18 protein-coding genes and 1 riboswitch are annotated in these 18,779 nt (G+C 75.1%); of the genes, 13 read left to right on the top strand and 5 right to left on the bottom strand.

The genetic code is table 11. The features are described from left to right. Positions 1-4: 4 nt before the first annotated feature. On the top strand, positions 5-457 hold the full coding sequence (locus D7M15_RS01060) for an Lrp/AsnC family transcriptional regulator (protein WP_121520077.1): 453 nt from the start codon (positions 5-7) through the stop codon (positions 455-457). On the opposite strand, the gene D7M15_RS29325 is transcribed toward D7M15_RS01060, so the two are convergent. Then, on the bottom strand, positions 430-555 hold the full coding sequence (locus D7M15_RS29325) for a hypothetical protein (RefSeq protein ID WP_276314412.1): 126 nt from the start codon (positions 553-555) through the stop codon (positions 430-432). The two genes, D7M15_RS01060 and D7M15_RS29325, sit on opposite strands and share 28 nt — an antisense overlap. Before the next feature lie 278 nt (positions 556-833). Between D7M15_RS29325 and D7M15_RS01055 the strand changes: the two genes are divergently transcribed. Both D7M15_RS01055 and D7M15_RS01050 read left to right on the top strand, forming a co-directional pair. Further along, positions 834-1,628, top strand: a complete 795-nt coding sequence (locus D7M15_RS01055; RefSeq protein WP_121515746.1) for a carbon-nitrogen hydrolase family protein — start codon at positions 834-836, stop codon at positions 1,626-1,628. A gap of 68 nt (positions 1,629-1,696) precedes the next feature. Then, positions 1,697-3,433, top strand: a complete 1,737-nt coding sequence (locus tag D7M15_RS01050) for an NAD(P)/FAD-dependent oxidoreductase (protein WP_121515745.1) — start codon at positions 1,697-1,699, stop codon at positions 3,431-3,433. A 60-nt stretch (positions 3,434-3,493) separates the two neighbouring features. On the opposite strand, the gene D7M15_RS28325 is transcribed toward D7M15_RS01050, so the two are convergent. After that, a complete protein-coding gene (locus D7M15_RS28325) occupies positions 3,494-4,198 on the bottom strand; it encodes a DUF5995 family protein (RefSeq protein WP_165906179.1) in 705 nt (234 codons plus the stop codon). A 162-nt stretch (positions 4,199-4,360) separates the two neighbouring features. Continuing rightward, positions 4,361-5,752: an MFS transporter gene (locus D7M15_RS01040; RefSeq protein ID WP_276314411.1), complete on the bottom strand. Its 1,392-nt coding sequence runs from the start codon at positions 5,750-5,752 to the stop codon at positions 4,361-4,363. Between the two features lie 126 nt (positions 5,753-5,878). Then, a riboswitch (FMN riboswitch) is annotated at positions 5,879-6,009 on the top strand. A gap of 207 nt (positions 6,010-6,216) precedes the next feature. Between D7M15_RS01040 and ribD the strand changes: the two genes are divergently transcribed. The 10 genes from ribD to D7M15_RS00990 all read left to right on the top strand — a co-directional run bounded on the left by ribD (position 6,217) and on the right by D7M15_RS00990 (position 15,265). After that, complete coding sequence (ribD, locus tag D7M15_RS01035) at positions 6,217-7,362, top strand: bifunctional diaminohydroxyphosphoribosylaminopyrimidine deaminase/5-amino-6-(5-phosphoribosylamino)uracil reductase RibD (RefSeq protein ID WP_121520075.1); 1,146 nt, start codon at positions 6,217-6,219, stop codon at positions 7,360-7,362. Continuing rightward, positions 7,362-8,021 carry a riboflavin synthase gene (locus D7M15_RS01030; RefSeq protein ID WP_121515744.1) on the top strand — a complete coding sequence of 220 codons (660 nt, stop codon included), beginning with the start codon at positions 7,362-7,364 and terminating at the stop codon, positions 8,019-8,021. Before ribD ends, D7M15_RS01030 begins: the two co-directional genes overlap by 1 nt. Beyond that, positions 8,018-8,680, top strand: a complete 663-nt coding sequence (locus D7M15_RS01025; RefSeq protein WP_121515743.1) for a nicotinamide mononucleotide transporter family protein — start codon at positions 8,018-8,020, stop codon at positions 8,678-8,680. Before D7M15_RS01030 ends, D7M15_RS01025 begins: the two co-directional genes overlap by 4 nt. Beyond that, positions 8,677-10,002, top strand: coding sequence for a bifunctional 3,4-dihydroxy-2-butanone-4-phosphate synthase/GTP cyclohydrolase II (locus tag D7M15_RS01020; RefSeq protein WP_121515742.1), 1,326 nt, complete (start codon positions 8,677-8,679; stop codon positions 10,000-10,002). Before D7M15_RS01025 ends, D7M15_RS01020 begins: the two co-directional genes overlap by 4 nt. Positions 10,003-10,156: 154 nt before the next feature. Then, positions 10,157-10,642 (top strand): 6,7-dimethyl-8-ribityllumazine synthase, encoded by a 486-nt coding sequence (ribH, locus tag D7M15_RS01015; RefSeq protein ID WP_121515741.1) that lies wholly within the window; start codon positions 10,157-10,159, stop codon positions 10,640-10,642. Between the two features lie 32 nt (positions 10,643-10,674). Next, positions 10,675-10,947, top strand: a complete 273-nt coding sequence (locus D7M15_RS01010) for a phosphoribosyl-ATP diphosphatase (protein ID WP_121515740.1) — start codon at positions 10,675-10,677, stop codon at positions 10,945-10,947. A gap of 102 nt (positions 10,948-11,049) precedes the next feature. Next, on the top strand, positions 11,050-11,898 hold the full coding sequence (gene hisG / locus D7M15_RS01005) for an ATP phosphoribosyltransferase (RefSeq protein ID WP_121515739.1): 849 nt from the start codon (positions 11,050-11,052) through the stop codon (positions 11,896-11,898). A gap of 16 nt (positions 11,899-11,914) precedes the next feature. Beyond that, positions 11,915-12,376, top strand: a complete 462-nt coding sequence (locus tag D7M15_RS01000) for a PH domain-containing protein (protein WP_121515738.1) — start codon at positions 11,915-11,917, stop codon at positions 12,374-12,376. Between the two features lie 352 nt (positions 12,377-12,728). Then, positions 12,729-14,213, top strand: coding sequence for a hemolysin family protein (locus tag D7M15_RS00995; RefSeq protein ID WP_121515737.1), 1,485 nt, complete (start codon positions 12,729-12,731; stop codon positions 14,211-14,213). Next, a complete protein-coding gene (locus tag D7M15_RS00990; RefSeq protein WP_121515736.1) occupies positions 14,210-15,265 on the top strand; it encodes a hemolysin family protein in 1,056 nt (351 codons plus the stop codon). The genes D7M15_RS00995 and D7M15_RS00990 overlap by 4 nt, the downstream gene beginning before the upstream one ends. 50 nt (positions 15,266-15,315) lie before the next feature. Here the strand turns inward: D7M15_RS00990 and D7M15_RS00985 are convergent, their stop codons facing one another. Beyond that, positions 15,316-17,277: an AAA family ATPase gene (locus D7M15_RS00985; RefSeq protein WP_121515735.1), complete on the bottom strand. Its 1,962-nt coding sequence runs from the start codon at positions 17,275-17,277 to the stop codon at positions 15,316-15,318. 486 nt (positions 17,278-17,763) lie between these two features. After that, entirely contained in the window at positions 17,764-18,354 is a 591-nt protein-coding gene (locus tag D7M15_RS00980; protein WP_121515734.1) for a hypothetical protein, read from the bottom strand. Positions 18,355-18,779 lie beyond the last annotated feature (425 nt).

The raw sequence follows: 18,779 nt of genomic DNA, 5'->3' as shown, positions 1-18,779 counted from the left end.
CCACCTGAACGAACTCGACGAACGCATCGTCCACGTCCTCGCCCTGGACGCCCGCCGCAGCTACGCCGACATCGGCGCCGAGGTCGGCCTGTCCGCGCCCGCGGTGAAGCGGCGCGTGGACCGGCTGCGGGAGGAAGGCGCGATCACCGGGTTCACCGTACGGGTGGACCCGGCCGCGCTCGGCTGGGAGACGGAGGGCTACATCGAGATGTACTGCCGCTCCAAGACCGCCCCCGCCGACATCCGCCGCGCCCTGTCGCGCTACCCGGAGGTGGCGTCCGCGTCCACCGTCACCGGCGACGCGGACGCCATCGTGCAGGTCTTCGCGTCCGACATGCGGCACTTCGAACGGGTGCTGGAACGGATCGCGGGGGAGCCCTTCGTGGAACGCACGAAGTCCGTGCTGGTGCTGTCCCCGCTGCTGCGCCGCTACTCGGCGGGCTCACCGCCCGGCTGACGCGCCGGGCCGGGCTGGGCGAGGGCGGGCGCGTGCCGCCGCTGCCAGGCGATCGCCGACCAGCGTTCCGGCTCGGCCGCCGCCGTTCCGTCCGTCATGGCCACGTCCGTCCCCCTCGCGTGCCCTCCGCCCGTGCCCGCCCCGGTACGGGCGCTCAGCCCAGCGAGCGGGCACCCCCGCCGGTACCGCGATGTCGGGGTGTCCGGCGCGCAACGATTCGCCGCGGACCCCGCTCCGTACGCAACGGAAGGCCGCCGGATGCGCAACGGACGCCGCTTGTCGCCGCCCGCGCCCCGCACGTAGCGTCGAGACGTCCCGCCGCACCCCGGTACGGGCACACCCCCGCCCCGTACCCGCACCCCAGCCCCGAGGTCCCATGCCGCCGCTGCGTATCGCGCTGTCCCAGGGACCCGTCGGCGTACCCGCCACCGTCGACGCCGGACTCGACGCCCTCGACCGCGCCGCCCGCCGCGCCGCCGCCGCGGGCGCCCGGCTGCTCGTCACCCCCGAACTGTCCCTGACCGGCTACGCGTTGGGCGACCGCCCGGCCGAACGTGCCGAGCCCGCCGACGGCCCGTCCGCCCAGGCCGTCGCCCGCGTCGCCGCCGCGCACGGCGTCGCCGTCGCCTACGGCTACCCCGAGCGCGCCGGGGACCGCCTCCACAACTCCGTACGGCTCGTCGGCCCGGACGGCGCCCCGCTCGCGGACTACCGCAAGACGCACCTCTACGGCGGCTGGGAGACCGCCCACTTCACCCCGGGCGACACCCTCGTCGTCCAGGCCGACCTCGACGGCGTCCGCCTTGGCCTGCTCGTCTGCTACGACGTGGAGTTCCCCGAACCCGTCCGCGCCCACGCCCTCGCGGGCACCCAGGTGCTGCTGGTGCCGACCGCGCTGATGCGTCCGTACGAGCGGGTGGCGCGCACCGTCGTGCCCACGCGCGCGTGGGAGAGCCAGCTGTACGTCGCGTACGCCAACAGGTGCGGTACGGAAGGGGAGTTCGCCTTCACCGGGCTGAGCTGCCTGGCCGCGCCGGACGGCACCGTGCCCGCCCGCGCGGGCGACGGCGCGGACCTGCTCGTCGCCGACGTCGACCTCGGGCTGCTGGCCGCGTCCCGCGCGGAGAACACGTATCTCGCCGACCGGCGCCCGGAGTTGTACGGCGCGTAGCCCACGCCGTACCGCACCCGCACCCCGCCCGCACACCCGCACGTACCGCCGCAAGGAGAGCCGCGCCGATGACTTCCATGGTGCCCACCGCAGTCCACGAGGAGGAGGGGCCCGGCGCGCGGGCCGCCGGGGACGGGGAGCGTCCGCTGACGATGTTCGGCCCCGACTTCCCGTTCGCCTACGACGACTTCCTCGCGCACCCCGCCGGGATCGGCGCCGTCCCCGCCGCCGCGCACGGCACGGAGGTCGCCGTCGTCGGCGGCGGGCTGTCCGGGCTCGTCACCGCGTACGAGCTGATGAAGATGGGCCTCAAGCCCGTCGTGTACGAGGCCGACCAGCTCGGCGGCCGCCTGCGCACCGCATCCTTCGAGGGCTGCGACCCGGAACTCACCGCGGAGCTGGGCGCGATGCGCTTCCCGCCGTCCTCGACCGCCTTCCGGCACTACGTCGACCTGGCGGAGCTGGAGACCGAGCCGTTCCCCAACCCGCTGGCGCCGGACACCCCGTCCACGGTCGTCGACCTGAAGGGCCGCTCGCACTACGCCCGTACCCTCGACGACCTGCCGGAGGTCTACCACGACGTGATGCGCGCCTGGCAGACCTGCCTGGAGGAGGGCGCCGACTTCTCCGCCATGCAGCGCGCGATCCGCGCGCGCGACGTGCCGCGCGTCCGCGAGATCTGGTCCGGTCTGGTCGAACGGCTCGACAACCAGACGTTCTACGGCTTCCTCTGCGACTCCCCGGCCTTCGCGTCCTTCCGGCACCGCGAGATCTTCGGGCAGGTCGGCTTCGGCACCGGCGGCTGGGACACCGACTTCCCCCACTCCATCCTGGAGATCCTCCGCGTCGTCTACACCGGCGCCGACGACGACCACCGCGGCATCGTCGGCGGCAGCCAGCAGCTCCCGCTGCGGCTGTGGGAACGGCGGCCCGGCAAGCTCACGTACTGGCCGCACGGCACCTCCCTCGCGGACCTGCACCCGGAGGGCCGCCCGCGCGGCGCGGTCACGCGGCTGCACCGCACGGCGGGCGACCGGGTCACGGTGACCGACGCGAGCGGGGCGGTGCGCACCTACCGGGCGGCGGTCTTCACGGCGCAGTCCTGGATGCTGCTGAGCAAGATCGACTGCGATGACGCGCTGCTGCCCATCGACCACTGGACGGCCGTCGAACGCACCCACTACATGGAGTCGTCCAAGCTGTTCGTGCCGGTCGACCGGCCGTTCTGGCGGGACGAGGCCGTCGCCGACGACGGCACGCCCACCGGCCGCGACACCATGAGCATGACGCTCACCGACCGGATGACCCGCGGCACGTACCTGCTGGAGAACGGTCCCGACCGGCCCGCCGTCATGTGCCTCTCGTACACCTGGTGCGACGACAGCCTGAAGTGGCTGCCGCTGAAGCCGAACGAGCGGCTGGAGGTCATGCTCAAGTCGCTGCGGGAGATCTATCCACGTGTCGACATCCGCAAGCACGTCATCGGTGACCCCGTCACCGTGTCGTGGGAGAACGAGCCGTACTTCATGGGCGCGTTCAAGGCCAACCTGCCCGGCCACTACCGCTACCAGCGGCGCCTGTTCACCCACTTCATGCAGGACCGGCTGCCCGAGGGGCGACGCGGGCTGTTCCTCGCGGGCGACGACGTGTCGTGGACGGCGGGCTGGGCCGAGGGCGCCGTGCAGACCGCGCTGAACGCGGTCTGGGGCGTCATGCACCACCTCGGGGGCGCCACCGACCCGGGCAACCCGGGGCCCGGCGACGTGTACGACCGGATCGCGCCGGTCGAGCTGCCGGACGACTGACGGCGCCCGGTGGGGCGTACGGGCGCGGCCCCCGCCCGTACGCCCCGCCGCGCCGTACGGTCACCCCCGCAGCGGGGTGAGCAGGAGGCGGCCCGCCAACCCCGCGCCCGCGCCCAGCCGTTCGGCCAGCTCGCCCGCCAGCTCCGGGTCGCCGCGCAGCTCCCACAGCGCGCGGAACGCCGCCCACGCGCCGTCCCGGGCCCGCTCCAGGCTCCACGCCCCCGCCAGGTGCGCCAGCGGGTCCGCCACGTCCAGGACGTCCGGTTCCGGCAGGAGTTCGTCCCTGATCCGCTCCTCCAGCTCCGCCAGCAGCTCACCGAGCTGCTCGAACGCGCCCTCCAGCAGCACCGGTTCGACACCGCGCTCGGCGCACACGTCCAACAGCGCCAGCGGAAGGTCGTGCCCGACGTGCGCGTTGATCCCGGCCAGCGCGAACTGCGCGGGCCGTACGGCGGGATGGTGCCGCAGCTGGAACAGCGGACGCCAGCACGCGGGCGCCCGCCGTCCCGCCGCCGCGGCGTCGACCGCCGCCAGGTACCGCTCCGCGAACCGCACGCCCAACTCGCCCGCGACGGCCGCCGCCCGGTCCTCGAAGTGGCCCCGTTCCAGACGCTGCCGCAGCTCCTCGGCCACGTCGAGGTACACCTGGTTGAAGACCGCCACCCCGTCGTCCGGGGGAAGGGCCGCGCCGAGGCCGCGCATGCGGCGGACCACCCAGTCCGCGTCCACCGCACCGCGTACGGGAAGTTGCTCTGCTGACGTCATGGCGTGCAGGCTCCCAGCTGTGCCCGCCCGGGGGGCGTCACCGCTCCGCAGTGCCCCCGGACGGGGGACCCGGAACCGTACGCCGTGTGACGCGCCGGGCGCCGCCGGGCGTGCGCCGCCGCCCGTACGTGCCGCGCGGGAGCCCCGCCCGCGCGTGCGGTGTCAGCCCAGGTCCGCGCCGCTGCGCGGGTCCTTGCCGAGCCGGTCCGGGGCGCCGCCCCCGGCGGGGTCCCGCGCCTCGCGCGCCGGGCCGGTGCCACCGGCGTGCGTACGCGCGCCCCCGCCGTCCGGCTCCGTGCCCGGCTCCCGCCCGAGCACCCCGGCGCACACCACCAGGCCCGACGCGAGCACGGTCACCAGCCCGAACGACACGGACAGCGAGGTGAGTTCCGCGATCCAGCCGACCGCCGCCGGAGCCGCGAGCCCCGACGCGTACGCCAGCGTCGCCACGCCCGCGATCGCCTGGCCGGGCGCGGCGGTCGCCGTACGGCCCGCCGCCGCGAAGCACAGCGGCACGACCACCGCGATGCCCACGCCGATCAGCGCGAAGCCCGCGACGGCCGCCACCGGGACCCGCGCCACCACGACCAGCAGCCCGCCGGCCGTCGCGAGGACACCGCCCGCCCGCACCGTACGGACCGCCCCGAAGCGGCTCACCACGGCGTCGCCCACGAGCCGGGCCACGGCCATCGTGCAGGCGAACGCCGTGTACGCGGCGGCCGAGAGGCCGGGGCCCGCGTCGGTCACGTCGCTGAGGTAGATGCCCGACCAGTCCATGGACGCGCCCTCCGCGAAGACCGCGAAGAAGCCGACGGCGCCGATCGCGAGCACCCCGCGGCTCGGCAGCGCGAAGCGCGGCGGCTCCACCTCGTCGCCCCCGCTCCCGCCGTCCGTCCCCTCCCGCGTACCGGCGCCGGGCGCGCGGATGTCCAGCGTCCAACGGCACGCCGTCACCGCGACCACGGCCAGCACCGGCGCGGCCAGCGCCACATGGACCCGCGCGTCCAGCCCGGCGTGCGCCGCGAGCGCGCCCACGGCGCCGCCCGCGAGCGTGCCCACGCTCCACATGCCGTGCAGCCCGGACATCACCGAGCGTCCGTACCGCTCCTCGACCTGAACCCCCTGCGCGTTCATCGCGACGTCCATCAGGCCCAGCCCGCAGCCGTACAGGAACAGCCCCAGGCACAGCCAGCCCAGCGCGGGCATCAACGGCGGCAACAGCAGGCCCGCGCAGCACAGCACCGACAGCCAGCGCAGCGCGGCGCGCGGCCCGTGGCGGTGCGCGAGGGGCGCCGCCAGCGGCATCGCCGCCGAGGCACCCGCCGTCATGCACACCAGCGCCAGCCCCAACGCCCCCGGCCCCAGGTCGAGATGCTCGCGAATCCACGGGATGCGGGTGGCGAACGTGCCGCTCGCCGCGCCGTGCGCGGCGAAGACGACGGCGACGGCGATCCGCGCCCTTCGAGTGGCCCGCAGGCCGCCGGTCTGATCCATGGTCGGGACCGTGCCCGCTCGCGCGGGGGCACACGCCTCCGCGCGGGTCGGCGTACGCACGCGGGCCCCGGCACGTACGTACGGGGGCCGCCGTACGGGCTCGTCGGCGGCCCGCTGTGAGAGAGCCCACACCGGGCGGCGCGGGCACGTACGGGCGTGGCAGACTGGAGGGCGTACCAGTGACGCAAGCGCACTCCGGGGTCGGTGAAAGTCCGAACCGGCGGTTACAGTCCGCGACCCGTCCGCAGCCAGCGGCCGGTTGACCAGGTGAGATTCCTGGACCGACGGTGAAAGTCCGGATGGGAGGCAGTGCGCGGCGGGCCGAGACCGGTACACCGCCTCCGTCGGCGGCCCTTCCCCGTTGAGGGGCGGGCCCCTGCCCGTTCGGGCGGTGTCCGCGTTCGCGCGCCCGTCCACCGCAGCCGTCCGTCTGCGCCCCGGAGTCCGTGCCCGAAGAGGCAGGAGACCCGGTGGCCCCCGAAGCCGCACCCGACACGTCGGCGTCCGCCGCCGAGACGGCCGCCATGCGCCGTGCCGTCGAGCTGGCCGCCCGCGGACTCGGCTCCACCAGCCCCAACCCCGTCGTCGGCTGCGTCGTCCTCGACCGGCACGGCGCCGTCGTGGGCGAGGGCTGGCACCAGCGCGCGGGCGGCCCGCACGCCGAGGTGCACGCGCTGGCCGAGGCCGGGGACGACGCCCGCGGCGGCACCGCCGTCGTCACCCTGGAGCCGTGCCGCCACACCGGCCGCACCGGCCCCTGCACCCGGGCGCTCCTCGACGCCGGGATCGCCCGCGTCGTGTACGCCGTGCCCGACCCCGCCCCCGAGGCGCGCGGCGGCGCCGCCGTCCTCGCGGACGCCGGGGTCGACACCGCCGTCGGGCTGCTCGCCGCCGAGGCCGCCGCCGGGAACGCCGCCTGGCTGACCGCCGTACGCCGCGGACTCCCGTACGTCACCTGGAAGTACGCCGCCACCCTCGACGGCCGCAGCGCCGCCGCCGACGGCACCAGCCGCTGGATCACCTCCGAGGAGTCCCGCGCCGACGTGCACCGGCTGCGCGCCGCCTGCGACGCGGTGCTCGTCGGCTCCGGCACCCAGCGCGCCGACGACCCGCACCTCGCGGTGCGCGGCGTCGAGGGCGCCGACCAGCCGCTGCGCGTCGTCCTGGACACCGAGGCCCGTACGGCGCCCACCGCCCGCGTCCTGGACGGCGCCGCGCCGACGCTGGTCGCCGTCGCGGCGGACGCCGACGCGACGCGGCTGGCGGCGGCCGTCGAGGTCGTACGGCTGCCGCGGAACGCCGACGGGCCGGGGCTGTCGCTGACCGCGCTGCTGCGCGAGCTGTACGCGCGGGACGTACGTTCCGTGCTGCTGGAGGGCGGTCCGGTGCTGGCCGGGGCGTTCCTGGCGGCCGGGGCCGTCGACCGGGTCGTGGGCTATCTGGCGCCCGTGCTGCTCGGCGCCGGACCGGCCGCGCTCGGGGACGCCGGAATCCCCACGATCGGCGCGGCGTTGCGGCTGAGCGTGACCGACACCGCCCGGCTGGGACCCGACCTGCGGATCACCGCCGTACTCGACGCCCCCGCCCCGAACCCCGGCCCGACCACGCCCGCGGTCGCCGCCGTCCCCGACCCCGCCGTCCCCGACGCCCGCGAGGAGAACCGACCCTGATGTTCACCGGAATCGTCGAAGAGCTGGGCGAGGTCGTCGCCGTGGAGAACCGTGGCGACTCCTCCCGCTTCCGGCTGCGCGGCCCCCTCGTCACCGAGGGCGCGCGGCACGGCGACTCGATCGCCGTCAACGGCGTCTGCCTGACCGTGGTCACGGCGGACGACGGCGCGTTCACCGCCGACGTCATGGCCGAGACCCTGCACCGTTCCTGCCTCGGCGCCCTGCGCACCGGCGACCGCGTCAACCTCGAACGCCCCATGGCGCTCGGCGGCAGGCTCGGCGGCCACCTCGTACAGGGCCATGTCGACGGCACCGGCACCCTCACCGAGCGGGTGCCCGGCGACCACTGGGAGCTGGTACGGGTCGCCCTGCCGGACGGCCTCGCCCGCTACGTCGTGGAGAAGGGCTCCATCACCGTCGACGGCGTCTCCCTCACGGTCGTCGAGGCGGGCGACGACTCGTTCACCGTCAGCCTGATCCCCACGACGCTCGACCTGACGACCCTCGGCGTCAAGCGGGTCGGCGACCCGGTCAACCTGGAGGTCGACGTGCTCGCCAAGTACGTGGAACGGCTGCTCGGCGCGAACGCCACCGCCGGTGCGCCCGCCGCCCCCACCGCCACCGCCACCGTCACGCCCGCCGGGGAGGGTGCCCGATGAGCGCCTTCGACTGGCTCAACGGCGAGGCGTTCACCGCGTTCGGGCAGCACGTCATCTGGTCCGACATGCTCGGCAACGTCATCGGCCTGCTCGCCCTCGCGCTCGGCTGGCGCCGCTCCCTGCTGACCTGGCCCGCGCAGCTGCTGTCCGGCCTGGTCCTCGTCACCGCGTACGCCTCCGCGCAGCTGTCCGGCGGCGTCGGCAAGCAGCTGCTCGTCGTCGCCGTATCCGTCTGGGGCTGGCAGCAGTGGCGGCGCGGCGCCCGCCAGGACGCGGACGGCGCCGTCGCCGTCCGCTTCGCCACCCCGCGCGAACGCGGCCTGCTGGCCGCCGGCACGGCGGTGGGCACGCTCGCCGTCGGCACCCTGTTCACGCTGGTGCCGTCGCTGTCCTGGAACCCGTGGCCGGACGCGTACATCTTCGTCGGCACCCTCGCGGCGATGGCCGCGCAGGCGCGCGGGCTCGTCGAGTTCTGGTTCGCGTGGCTGCTGGTGGACGTCGTCGGCGTGCCGCTTGCGTTCAGCAGCGGACTGGCCTTCTCCGGGCTCGTCTACGTCGTCTACCTCGGCCTCGTCCTGTGGGGCCTGCGCGCCTGGTGGCTCCGGACGCGTCGGCACCCGGCACCGCAGCAGCCCGTCCTGGAAGGAGCGGCCGCATGACCGCACCGCACGGCACGCCCGCAGCAGTCCCCGCCCCCGCGCCCGGCCCGTACGACGGGCGGGACCTCGTGCTCGACCCCGTCGCGCGCGCCGTCACGGACATCGCCGCCGGGCGGCCCGTCGTCGTGGTGGACGACGAGGACCGGGAGAACGAGGGCGACCTGATCGTCGCCGCGGAACGGGTCACCCCCGAGATCATCGCGTTCATGATGAGCGAGTGCCGGGGCCTGATCTGCGCGCCGCTGGTCCCCTCCGAGCTGGACCGGCTCGACCTGCCGCAGATGGTCGAGCGGAACGGCGAGTCGATGCGCACGGCGTTCACCGTCTCCGTCGACGCCGCCCCCGCGCACGGCGTGACCACCGGCATCTCCGCGTCCGACCGCGCCACCACCATCCGCCTCCTGGCCGAACCCGGCGCCGCCGCCGACGACTTCGTACGCCCCGGCCACGTCTTCCCGCTGCGCGCCCGCGAGGGCGGCGTGCTGGAACGCCCCGGGCACACCGAGGCGGGCGTCGACCTGGCCCGGCTGGCCGGACTGCGGCCCGCCGCGGCCATCGTGGAGATCGCCGCCGAGGACGGCTCGATGCTGCGGCTGCCGGAGCTGGTGCCGTTCGCGCGCAAGCACGGCCTGGCGATCATCTCCATCGAGGACCTCATCGCGTACCGCCGCTCCGAAGAGCCCGTCGTACGCCGCGAGGCCGTGACCCGACTGCCCACCCGGCACGGCGACTTCCGCGCGTACGGCTACCGCTCCACCACCGACGGCGTCGAGCACGTCGCGCTCGTCGCGGGCGAACTGGGCGACGGCGCCGACGTGTTGGTGCGCGTCCACTCCGAGTGCCTCACCGGCGACGTCTTCGGCTCGCTGCGCTGCGACTGCGGCCCGCAGCTCCAGGAGTCCCTGGCCCGCGTCCAGGCCGAGGGCCGCGGCGTCGTCCTCTACCTGCGCGGCCACGAGGGCCGCGGCATCGGGCTGCTGCCCAAGCTGCGCGCGTACGAGTTGCAGGAGAGCGGCCACGACACCCTCGACGCCAACCTCGCGCTCGGCCTCCCCGCCGACGCCCGCGACTACGGCGCCGCCGCGCGGATCCTCACCGACCTCGGTGTGCGCTCCCTGCGGCTGATGACCAACAACCCCGACAAGACCGACGCGTTGCTGCGGCACGGGCTGCGCGTCGAGGGCCGCGAGCCGATGCCCGTGCAGGCGGGCGAGCACAACATCCGCTACCTGCGCACCAAGCGCGACCGCATGGGCCACGACCTGCCCGGCCTGGACGGCGCGCTCGCGGCCGCCGCGGTCTCCGCGTGCGGCAACCAGTGAGCCGCCACCCGGCCCGGCCGCCCGGCACACCCGCCGCGCCACCCCGTACCAACCGCACGACCCGTAGGACCCGCACGACCCGCACGACTCGTAGGACCCGTACGACCCCACCCCTGACCACCGGCAGCACCCCGGACGAGGAGAGAAGAACGACGTGAGCGGCAACGGCGCACCCCGACTGACCGTCACCGACTGCGGCGACCTGCGGGTCGCGGTGGTCGCCGCGCAGTGGCACGAGAAGGTCATGGACGGCCTCCTCGACGGCGCCCTGCGCGCGCTGCGCGAGCTGGGCGCCGCGGAGCCCGCCGTGGTCCGCGTCCCCGGCAGCTTCGAACTGCCCGTCGCCGCCAGGGTGTTGGCCGACCGGGGGTACGACGCGGTCGTCGCCCTCGGCGTCGTCGTCCGGGGCGGCACCCCGCACTTCGACTACGTGTGCCAGGGCGTGACCCAGGGCCTCACCCAGGTCTCCGTCGACACCGGCGTGCCCGTCGGCTTCGGCGTCCTCACCTGCGACACCGACGACCAGGCCCTCGACCGCGCCGGGCTGCCCGGATCGAACGAGGACAAGGGGCACGAAGCGGTCACCGCCGCCGTCGCCACGGCCGCGGCCCTGCGCGCCGTACCCGTCCCGGCACGCTGACCCGTACAGCCGCCACGTAGAGTTGCCCCACCATGGCCAACAAGACATTCGAGGAGCTTTTCGACGAGCTCCAGCAGAAAGCCGCCACCGGCGACCCGATCACCTCCCGCACCGCCGAACTGGTCGGCAAGGGCGTGCACGCGATCGGGAAGAAGGTCGTCGAGGAGGCGGCCGAGGTGTGGATGGCCGCCGAGTACGAGGGTGAGGACCGCACGGCGGAGGAGATCTCCCAGCTGCTCTACCACGTGCAGGTCATGATGATCGCCCGCGGCGTCTCCCTCGACGACGTATACGCTCATCTCTGAGCCCGCGGCCCCACCGGGCCCGGCCCTCCGCGCCACCCCGAACCCCCGCACGCCGCACCCCTCCGCCCGTACGCGCACCACCGCACCGAAGGAAGCCCGTCCATGCTGCGCATCGCCGTCCCCAACAAGGGTTCACTCTCCGACCCCGCGTCGGCGATGCTGCATGAGGCGGGTTACCGGCAGCGCAAGGACCGCCGCGAGCTGGTCCTCGCGGACGCCGACAACGGCGTCGAGTTCTTCTTCCTGCGCCCCCGCGACATCGCCGTGTACGTCGGCTCCGGCAAGCTCGACATCGGCATCACCGGCCGGGACCTGCTGCTGGACTCCGGCGCGAACGCCGAGGAGATCCTCCGGCTCGGCTTCGCGGGCTCCACGTTCCGCTACGCCACCCGGCCGGGCACGGCGAAGGACGTCACCGAGTTCGGCGGGATGACCGTCGCCACCTCCTTCCCCGGACTCGTCGGCCGCCACCTCGCGGACAACGGGGTGGACGCCTCCGTGGTCCGCCTCGACGGCGCCGTCGAGACCGCCATCCAGCTCGGCGTCGCCGAGGTCATCGCCGACGTCGTGGAGACGGGCACCACCCTCCGCAACGCAGGTCTAAAGATCATCAGCGACCCGATCCTGCACTCCGAGGCCGTCGTCGTACGACGTGCGGGCGCCGCCGCCGACGACCCCAAGGTGCAGCAGTTCCTGCGCCGGATGCAGGGCGTCCTCGTCGCCCGGCGGTACGTGATGATGGACTACGACATCCGCGCCGAGCGTCTGGAGGCCGCCGTGGCCCTCACCCCCGGCCTGGAGTCGCCCACCGTCTCGCCGCTGCACGACGAGGGCTGGGTCGCCGTACGGTCCATGGTGCTCACCAACGAGGCCCAGCGGATCATGGACGACCTCTACGAGCTGGGCGCCCGCGCCATCCTCACCACCGGCATCCACGCCTGCCGCCTCTGACCGGCGGGGAGTCCACATGTCCGAGTCCTCGCCCGCCCCCGCCCGCCTGCCCGACCTGCCCGTCACCTTCCGGCCGACCCGTACCCGCGTGGTCCTGATCGGTGTGGGCGTCGCCGCCTGCGCGGTGATCAGCGTCGTCGCGCTGGTGCTGGACACGCTGAGCCCGGGGGAGCGGAGCAGCTTCGTCCTCACCGGGGCGCTGTTCCTCGCCGTCCTGCTGCTGCTCAGCCGCCCGCACGTGATCGCGGCGACGGACGGCGTCACCGTCGTGAACCTCACCACCACCCGCCATCTGGACTGGGCGGAGATCCTGCGCGTGAACCTGCGGGCGGGCGACCCGTGGGTGTACCTGGACCTCGCGGACGGCACCAGCCTCCCCGCGATGGGCATCCAGCCGGGCGTCGCCAAGGAGCAGGCCGTCAGCGACGCCCGTACGCTGCGCGCCCTCGCGGAGCGGTACGGCACCCCGGAGCGCTGACGGCTCCGGGGCGCGCGACCCGGACCCGTACGCCCGGACCCGTACGGCGTGACGTGCGCGGGTACGGAACGGCGCCCCGTACGGGGCCGGTTGGGCCGCCCCCGGACACTCCGGGTGACCGGTCGGGCGCGAACTGGAGACTCCACGGGCCGCCCTCCTTTGACTACTCTGGTGCGTCGCGGCGCCCGGCCGCCCCGCCCCCGCGCGGACCCCTGCGAACCGAGGAGTGACCCCCTCCACCGATGGACGGAACGTCTGGCAGTACCCGCGCCGTCGCCCCCCGCGGAGCGACGGCCTGCCGAGAGGAACGGGAACAGCGCGGCGCGCGCCGCGCCGCACGGGGTGAGCGCCGGTGACCACGCCCCTGCTGCTGCTCACCGCGGCCTTCCTGCTGATCCTCGCCAACGGCTTCTTCGTGGCCGCCGAGTTCGGCCTCGTCACCGTAGAGCGCCCCGAAGCCGAACGTGCCGCGGCCGCCGGCGACCGCCGCGCCCGCAGCGTCGTACGGGCCCTGCGCGAGCTGTCGTTCCAGCTCTCCGGCACCCAGCTCGGCATCACCCTCACCTCCCTCGTCGTCGGCATGCTGGCCGAGCCCGCGCTCGCCTCCCTGCTGGACGGCCCGCTCACCGCGACCGGGCTGCCCACGGGCGTGGTGCCCGGGGTGGCCGTGCTCGTCGGCATGTTCACCGCGTCCGCCGTGCAGATGGTGGTGGGCGAACTCGTACCGAAGAACTGGGCCGTGTCCCGGCCGCTGGCCGTCGCGCGCTTCGTCGCCGGGCCGCAGCGGGTGTTCGCCACGTTCTTCCGCCCGGTGATCGCCCTGCTGAACGCCGTCGCCAACCGCCTCGTCCGCCTCTTCGGCGTCGAGCCCGCGGAGGAGCTGGCGTCCGCCCGTACGCCCGGTGAACTCGTCTCGCTCGCCCGGCACTCGGCCCGCGCCGGGGCCATCGAGCAGGACATCGCGGACCTGTTCGTGCGCACCCTGTCGCTCGGGGACCTCACCGCGCAGCGCGTGATGACACCGCGCGTGCGCGTCTGCGGGCTGGAGACCGGGGCCACCGTGCAGGACGTGCTGAACCTGACGCGCGCCACCGGCCTCTCCCGCTTCCCCGTCTACCGCGAGCGGTTGGACGAGGTCACCGGCATCGTCCAGCTCAAGGACGCGCTGACGGTCCCGCGCGACGAGCGCCCCCGCACCCCCGTGTCCCGCATCACCGTGCCCGCCCTGCTGGTCCCCGGCAGCCTGCCCGTGCAGCCGCTGCTGGAGCGGCTGCGCAGCGAGCAGCCGATCGCGGTCGTCGTCGACGAGTACGGCGGCACCGCCGGGGTCGTCACCCTGGAGGACATCGTCGAGGAACTCGTCGGGGAGGTCCGCGACGAGCACGACGACGAGGACCCGCCGCCGCTCGCCGTCGTCCCCGACCCCGACGGGCTCCCCGCCTGGGAGGCCGACGGCGCCTGCCGCGTCGACACGCTGCGGCGGATCGGCCTGGAGGCGCCCGACGGGCCGTACGAGACGGTGGCCGGACTCGTCGCGGACGTCCTCGGGCGCATCCCCGCGCCCGGCGACACCGCCCGGCTGGACGGCCCCGGCGGCTGGCAGCTGCGGGTGCGCCTGGTCACCCACCACCGCGCCGAGCGCGTACGCCTGGTGCGCACGGAACCCGCCGCGCCCGGGGCGCCCGGCGCGGAGACCACCGGCGCGCGGGCGCCCGCGCCACCCGGCCCGCGTACGGGCGCGCGCGACGGCGCGCCCGCCGCGGACCCGCACCGGGTTCCGGACGCGGGCGCGGGTACGCGCGCGGCGCGCGGCGTACGGGCGGGGGCGGCGTCGTGAGCGTCCTCCAACTCCTCTTCGCCGGTGTGCTGGTGCTCGCCAACGGCTTCTTCGTCGGCGCCGAGTTCGCCCTCGTCTCCGTCCGCCGCAGCCAGATCGAGCCCCTCGCGGCCGAGGGCTCGGCCCGCGCCCGCCGGGTGCTCACCGGGCTGGAGAACCTGCCGCAGATGATGGCGGCCGCGCAGTTCGGCATCACCATCTGCTCGCTCACCCTGGGCGCCGTGGCCGAACCGACCGTGGCGCACCTGCTGGAGCCGGTGTTCCACGCCGTACGGGTGCCGGAGGCGCTGGTGCATCCGCTGGGGTACGTCATCGCGCTGGCCGCCGTCGTCTTCCTGCACCTCGTCATCGGGGAGATGGTGCCGAAGAACCTGGCGATGGCCGCGCCGGAGCGTACGGCGCTCTGGTTCAGCCCGGCGCTGGTCACGTTCGCCCGGCTGTGCCGCCCGTTCACCGTGGCGCTCGGCGCCTGCGCGGGCGTCATCCTGCGGGCGTTCGGCGTCGAACCGAAGGACGAGGTCGACGCCGTCTTCACCAGCGAGCAGCTGACGCACCTGGTGGAGGACTCCCGGCAGGCCGGGCTCCTCGACCACGAGGAGCACGAACGCCTCGCGGACGCACTGGAGTTGGGCTCCCGGCCGGTCACCGACGTGCTGCTGGACCCGGCGGACCTGGTGACGGTCGACGCGTCCGTCACCCCGCGCGCCATCGAGGAGCTGACGGTCCGCACGGGCTACTCCCGCTTCCCCGTACGCGCCGCCGACGGCGCCTTCATGGGCTACGTGCACGTCAAGGACGTCCTCGACGTCGAGCACGTCGACCGCGCCGTGCCGCAGCGCCTGTGGCGGCCGATGGCCACCCTGCGCGCCGAACTGCCCCTGGACGACGCCCTCGGCGCGATGCGGAACGCCGCCTCGCACCTGGCCGCCGTCGCCGACCCGGGCGGGCGGGTGCTGGGGCTGGTCGCGCTGGAGGACGTGCTGGAGATGCTCGTCGGGGAGGTGCGGGACCCCGCGCACCGGGACGCGGCACCGAGCCCGTCCGGCGGCTGACGGGCGGGGCGGGGCGCGACCGTACCCGTACGGCCGCGCCCCGCCGCCGTTCAGATCAGCGGCGCGTCCGGCGGCGGGCGCTCCGGCCCGCGCCCCGCGAGGACCTCGCCGTACGCCTGCATGAGGTCCGGCAGCCGCAGCGTCGAGAGGTCGTCCCGGTCGGGGGTGCCGGAGTAGCCGGAGAGCCGCAGGTCGCGGTAGGCGCAGCTCTTCTCGTAGAGGGTGCGCAGGAAACGGCCGTTGCCGAGCTCGTCGATCCAGTCCTGGTCGACGACGTGCCCGCCGATGCTGCGCAGCTCCTCCAGCGACTCCTCGTCCCACACGTCGCCGTTCTCGGCGGCCAACACCTCACCGATCGCGGTCAGTTCCAGCGGGCGGTAGCTGGGGAAGTCGACGCGCGTCGTGAAGCGCGAACCCAGCCCCGGGTTCGCCGCCAGCAGCCGGTCCATGCCCTCCGGGTAGCCCGCGAGGATCACCACGAGCCGGTCCCGGTTGTCCTCCGCGCGCTTCAGCAGCACCTGGAGCGCCTCGTCGCCGTACGCGTCGCCCTTGCTGTAACCGGAGTTGGAGAGCGCGTACGCCTCGTCCACGAAGAGGACGCCGCCCAGCGCCGAGTCGATCAGCTCGTTCGCCTTGACGGCGGTCTGGCCGAGGAACTCGCCCACCAGATCGGCCCGTTGGGCCTCCACCAGATGGTCGCCGCCGAGCAGCCCCAGCGCGTAGAACGCCCGGCCGAGGATGCGCGCGACCGTCGTCTTCCCCGTGCCCGAGGGCCCCGAGAAGATGAAGTGCCGCTTCGGCGGCTGCACGGGCAGCCCCTGGCCCGCGCGCAGCCGCGCCATGTGCAGCTGCGCGGACAGTGCGCGGACCTGCCGCTTCACCGGCTCCAGCCCCACCATCCGTTCCAGCTCGTCCAGCGCCTGCGCGAGCAGCACCGGGTCGGACGGGCCGACGGGCAGCCGGTCCGTGCCGGACGCGCCGTGGCGCCGCGTCAGCCGTTCCCGCGCGGAACCGGGGTCCGTACGCGGCGGGTCGCCGGTGTCGTCGAGGCGTAACGGGTCGATCCCGGCGCCGTCGAGGTCCAGCTCCGGGTCGTCGTCGCCGAATTCCGGCAGGCCGACGGTGTCCGGTCCTTCGCCGGGCTCGCCGCCCGGGTCCGCGCCCGGGTCCAGCAGGTCCTGGCCGCCCGCGGCGTTCGCCGTGGACATGGCGGCGGCCATGCCGGACGGGTCGCCGAGCCCGTCGCCCTCCGCGATCGCAGTCAGCCGCGCCGCCGTGTCCATGAACGCGGGGTCGATCCGGTGCACCGCCCGGTACAGCGGCAGGGCGGCGGCGCTGCGGCCGGTGCCCTCGCGCGCCCGCGCCAGCCAGTACCGCAGCTCCTTGCGCTGCGGCTGCTCGCTGCGGCAGCGCATCAGGGCGGCGGCGAGCAGCGGTTCGGCCTGCGCGAACATCTCCAGCCTGACCCGTGCCATGCCCGCGAACAGGCCCGCCTCGATGCCCAGCAGCGGGTCGTCCACGAGCGGTTCGGTGTGCCGTACGAGCCGGTCCCAGTCCTTCGCCAGATACGCGCGGCACGCGTGCAGGAAGCGCGCCTGCTGGTCGGTCTCCACCGGCGGGCAGTCGGCGAGCGCCCGGTCCAGCTCGGCCACGTGCCGCCCGTCGAGCCAGTGGGAGGCGTGCGCGAGCAGCAGGTCGCGGCCGGTCTCCAGGACGGGCTGCACCCACCAGCCCAGCCAGTACCAGGAGTTGAGGTTCCGCCCGTGCCGGGTGCGCTGCTCCCCGAACCGGCCCCGGTGCTCGTACATCCGCAGCAGCGCCGTGCCGGTGTCCGCCCGCAGGGCGTGCAGCCCGAGCCAGCCGTCGGCCATGCCCGGGTCCAGTCGTACGGCTGTCCGGAACTCGTCCTCCGCCTCGGTGTATCCGCCCACCGTGTACGCGTCGACGCCGCGCAGCCAGGCGAGATCGGCAGGGGCGTGCAGGCCCCGGGCGTCCCGCCTGCCGAAATCCATCACTTCCCCCACGACGCGTGTCCTCCGCAGCTTCCGCGGCGCACCCGTCCGTCCGCCCGGGAGGAGACGGGCGAACAGCCGTACCCCACACGGAAGTTGCCGCTCCGCGCCTGGAGTGTCCGGCTTTCCGCGCCCCTTTCGCATCGTACCCGCGCGGGCCGCGCCGCCGTAGGGCGCCGCGGGCGGCGCGCGACGTGTGAAGCGGCCGGTCGCGGCGGGTGCGGCGGGGGCCGGGGCGGTGGGCGGCACCCCGGTCATGGTGACGCAGGGTGAGCAAATTCCGGTCCGGGGGACGGGTTTTGGGCAGAACGAAGCCCCCGGTCACGGGGGAACAACCAGGGGCTCCGCGTCAGGTGCGGCCTGCGCAGGCCGCGTATTGAGAACGTAATTCCTGCACCGGCGGTCGGTCAAGGCACTCTCGGCCGCTACCCGCCCGAACGAGCCGTACTCCGCGCGTAGATCACCGAGGGTGACGCCGGAACGAGTTCATCCGTTTCCCGGCGGCCCCTCCCGCACCACGTACCCCGTGCCCTGCTCCCGCACCAGGTAGTCCGCGTACGGCTGGGACGGGTCGGCCGCGAAGTGCGCCGCCTCCGCCGCGCGCCAACCCCGCCAGAATTCGGCTTGATCCGGCCCGTCCCGGCGCATTCCGCGCGCCCATGCCACGTCCCGCGTCTGATCCATCCACAGCAGCGCCGCCAGCCGGGGGCGCAGCGCCAGGCGTCCGGCGCCGACCCCCTCGACCAGGACGACGGGGGAGGGCGGGAGTTCAGCGGTACGAGTGATCGTGCGCCGCTCCCAGTCGTAGCGGCCGTACCGCGCCCGCTCCCCGCGCGCGAGCGGCCCGAGCACCTCCGTGTCGAGCCGGTCGATCCAGTCGAACAGCGCGTCGTGGCTCGCCATGTCGTCGAGATGGAGCACGGGCGCGCCGCCCAGCGCGCGCGCCAGCCGCGCGCTGAGGGCCGTCTTCCCCGAGCCCGCGTGACCGTCCACGCCGACGAGCCGTACCGGACCGCAGGACGGCGGCAGTCCGCGCAACGCGCTGGTGAGTCCGCCGAGGTCGTGCACCTGTCGCATTCCGGCAGCCTACGGGTGCGCGCGCCGCATCGCCCCCTGCCGTACGCGCTCCGTCGCGCGCGGACGCCACCGCCGTACGCCGCTGCCGCCACCGCGTGCGGGTACCGCGGTCGTACGCGCTCGCCGCCGTGCGCCGCTGCCGCCACCGCGTGCGGGCATCGCGGTCGTACGCGCTCGCCGCCGTGCGCCGCTGCCGCCACCGCGTGCGGGTACCGCGGTCGTACGCGCTCGCCGCCGTACGCCGCTCCCGCCAGTGGTCCGGCCAATGTTTTCCGCGTGTACGGGCACACCGCTGGCCCGGTCACTGGCCCGCGCGCCCGTGCAGCGGCGATAGTGGAGGCGACGCCGTTCCCCCGGGGCGCCGCTCGCACCGCGCCGGGGGCACACACCACCGCTCACCCGGCACCGGACGCACGCCTCGCGCG

It is taken from the genome of Streptomyces sp. Z26 (assembly GCF_003665095.1).
GTDB classification, from domain to species: Bacteria; Actinomycetota; Actinomycetes; order Streptomycetales; family Streptomycetaceae; genus Streptomyces; species Streptomyces phytohabitans.
This window is presented reverse-complemented; position numbering and strand designations above follow the sequence as displayed.

What these genes read in the sequence shown, in the direction of transcription:
- ribD (WP_121520075.1), top strand. Translation starts at nt 6,217, where the DNA reads ATGCGCCGTGCCGTCGAGCTGGCCGCCCGCGGACTCGGCTCCACCAGC.
- D7M15_RS01020 (WP_121515742.1), top strand. Translation starts at nt 8,677, where the DNA reads ATGACCGCACCGCACGGCACGCCCGCAGCAGTCCCCGCCCCCGCGCCC.
- D7M15_RS00985 (WP_121515735.1), bottom strand. Translation starts at nt 17,277, where the DNA reads ATGGATTTCGGCAGGCGGGACGCCCGGGGCCTGCACGCCCCTGCCGAT.
- hisG (WP_121515739.1), top strand. Translation starts at nt 11,050, where the DNA reads ATGCTGCGCATCGCCGTCCCCAACAAGGGTTCACTCTCCGACCCCGCG.
- D7M15_RS00980 (WP_121515734.1), bottom strand. Translation starts at nt 18,354, where the DNA reads ATGCGACAGGTGCACGACCTCGGCGGACTCACCAGCGCGTTGCGCGGA.
- D7M15_RS01025 (WP_121515743.1), top strand. Translation starts at nt 8,018, where the DNA reads ATGAGCGCCTTCGACTGGCTCAACGGCGAGGCGTTCACCGCGTTCGGG.
- D7M15_RS01030 (WP_121515744.1), top strand. Translation starts at nt 7,362, where the DNA reads ATGTTCACCGGAATCGTCGAAGAGCTGGGCGAGGTCGTCGCCGTGGAG.
- D7M15_RS01010 (WP_121515740.1), top strand. Translation starts at nt 10,675, where the DNA reads ATGGCCAACAAGACATTCGAGGAGCTTTTCGACGAGCTCCAGCAGAAA.
- D7M15_RS29325 (WP_276314412.1), bottom strand. Translation starts at nt 555, where the DNA reads ATGACGGACGGAACGGCGGCGGCCGAGCCGGAACGCTGGTCGGCGATC.
- D7M15_RS28325 (WP_165906179.1), bottom strand. Translation starts at nt 4,198, where the DNA reads ATGACGTCAGCAGAGCAACTTCCCGTACGCGGTGCGGTGGACGCGGAC.
- D7M15_RS01055 (WP_121515746.1), top strand. Translation starts at nt 834, where the DNA reads ATGCCGCCGCTGCGTATCGCGCTGTCCCAGGGACCCGTCGGCGTACCC.
- D7M15_RS01000 (WP_121515738.1), top strand. Translation starts at nt 11,915, where the DNA reads ATGTCCGAGTCCTCGCCCGCCCCCGCCCGCCTGCCCGACCTGCCCGTC.
- D7M15_RS01050 (WP_121515745.1), top strand. Translation starts at nt 1,697, where the DNA reads ATGACTTCCATGGTGCCCACCGCAGTCCACGAGGAGGAGGGGCCCGGC.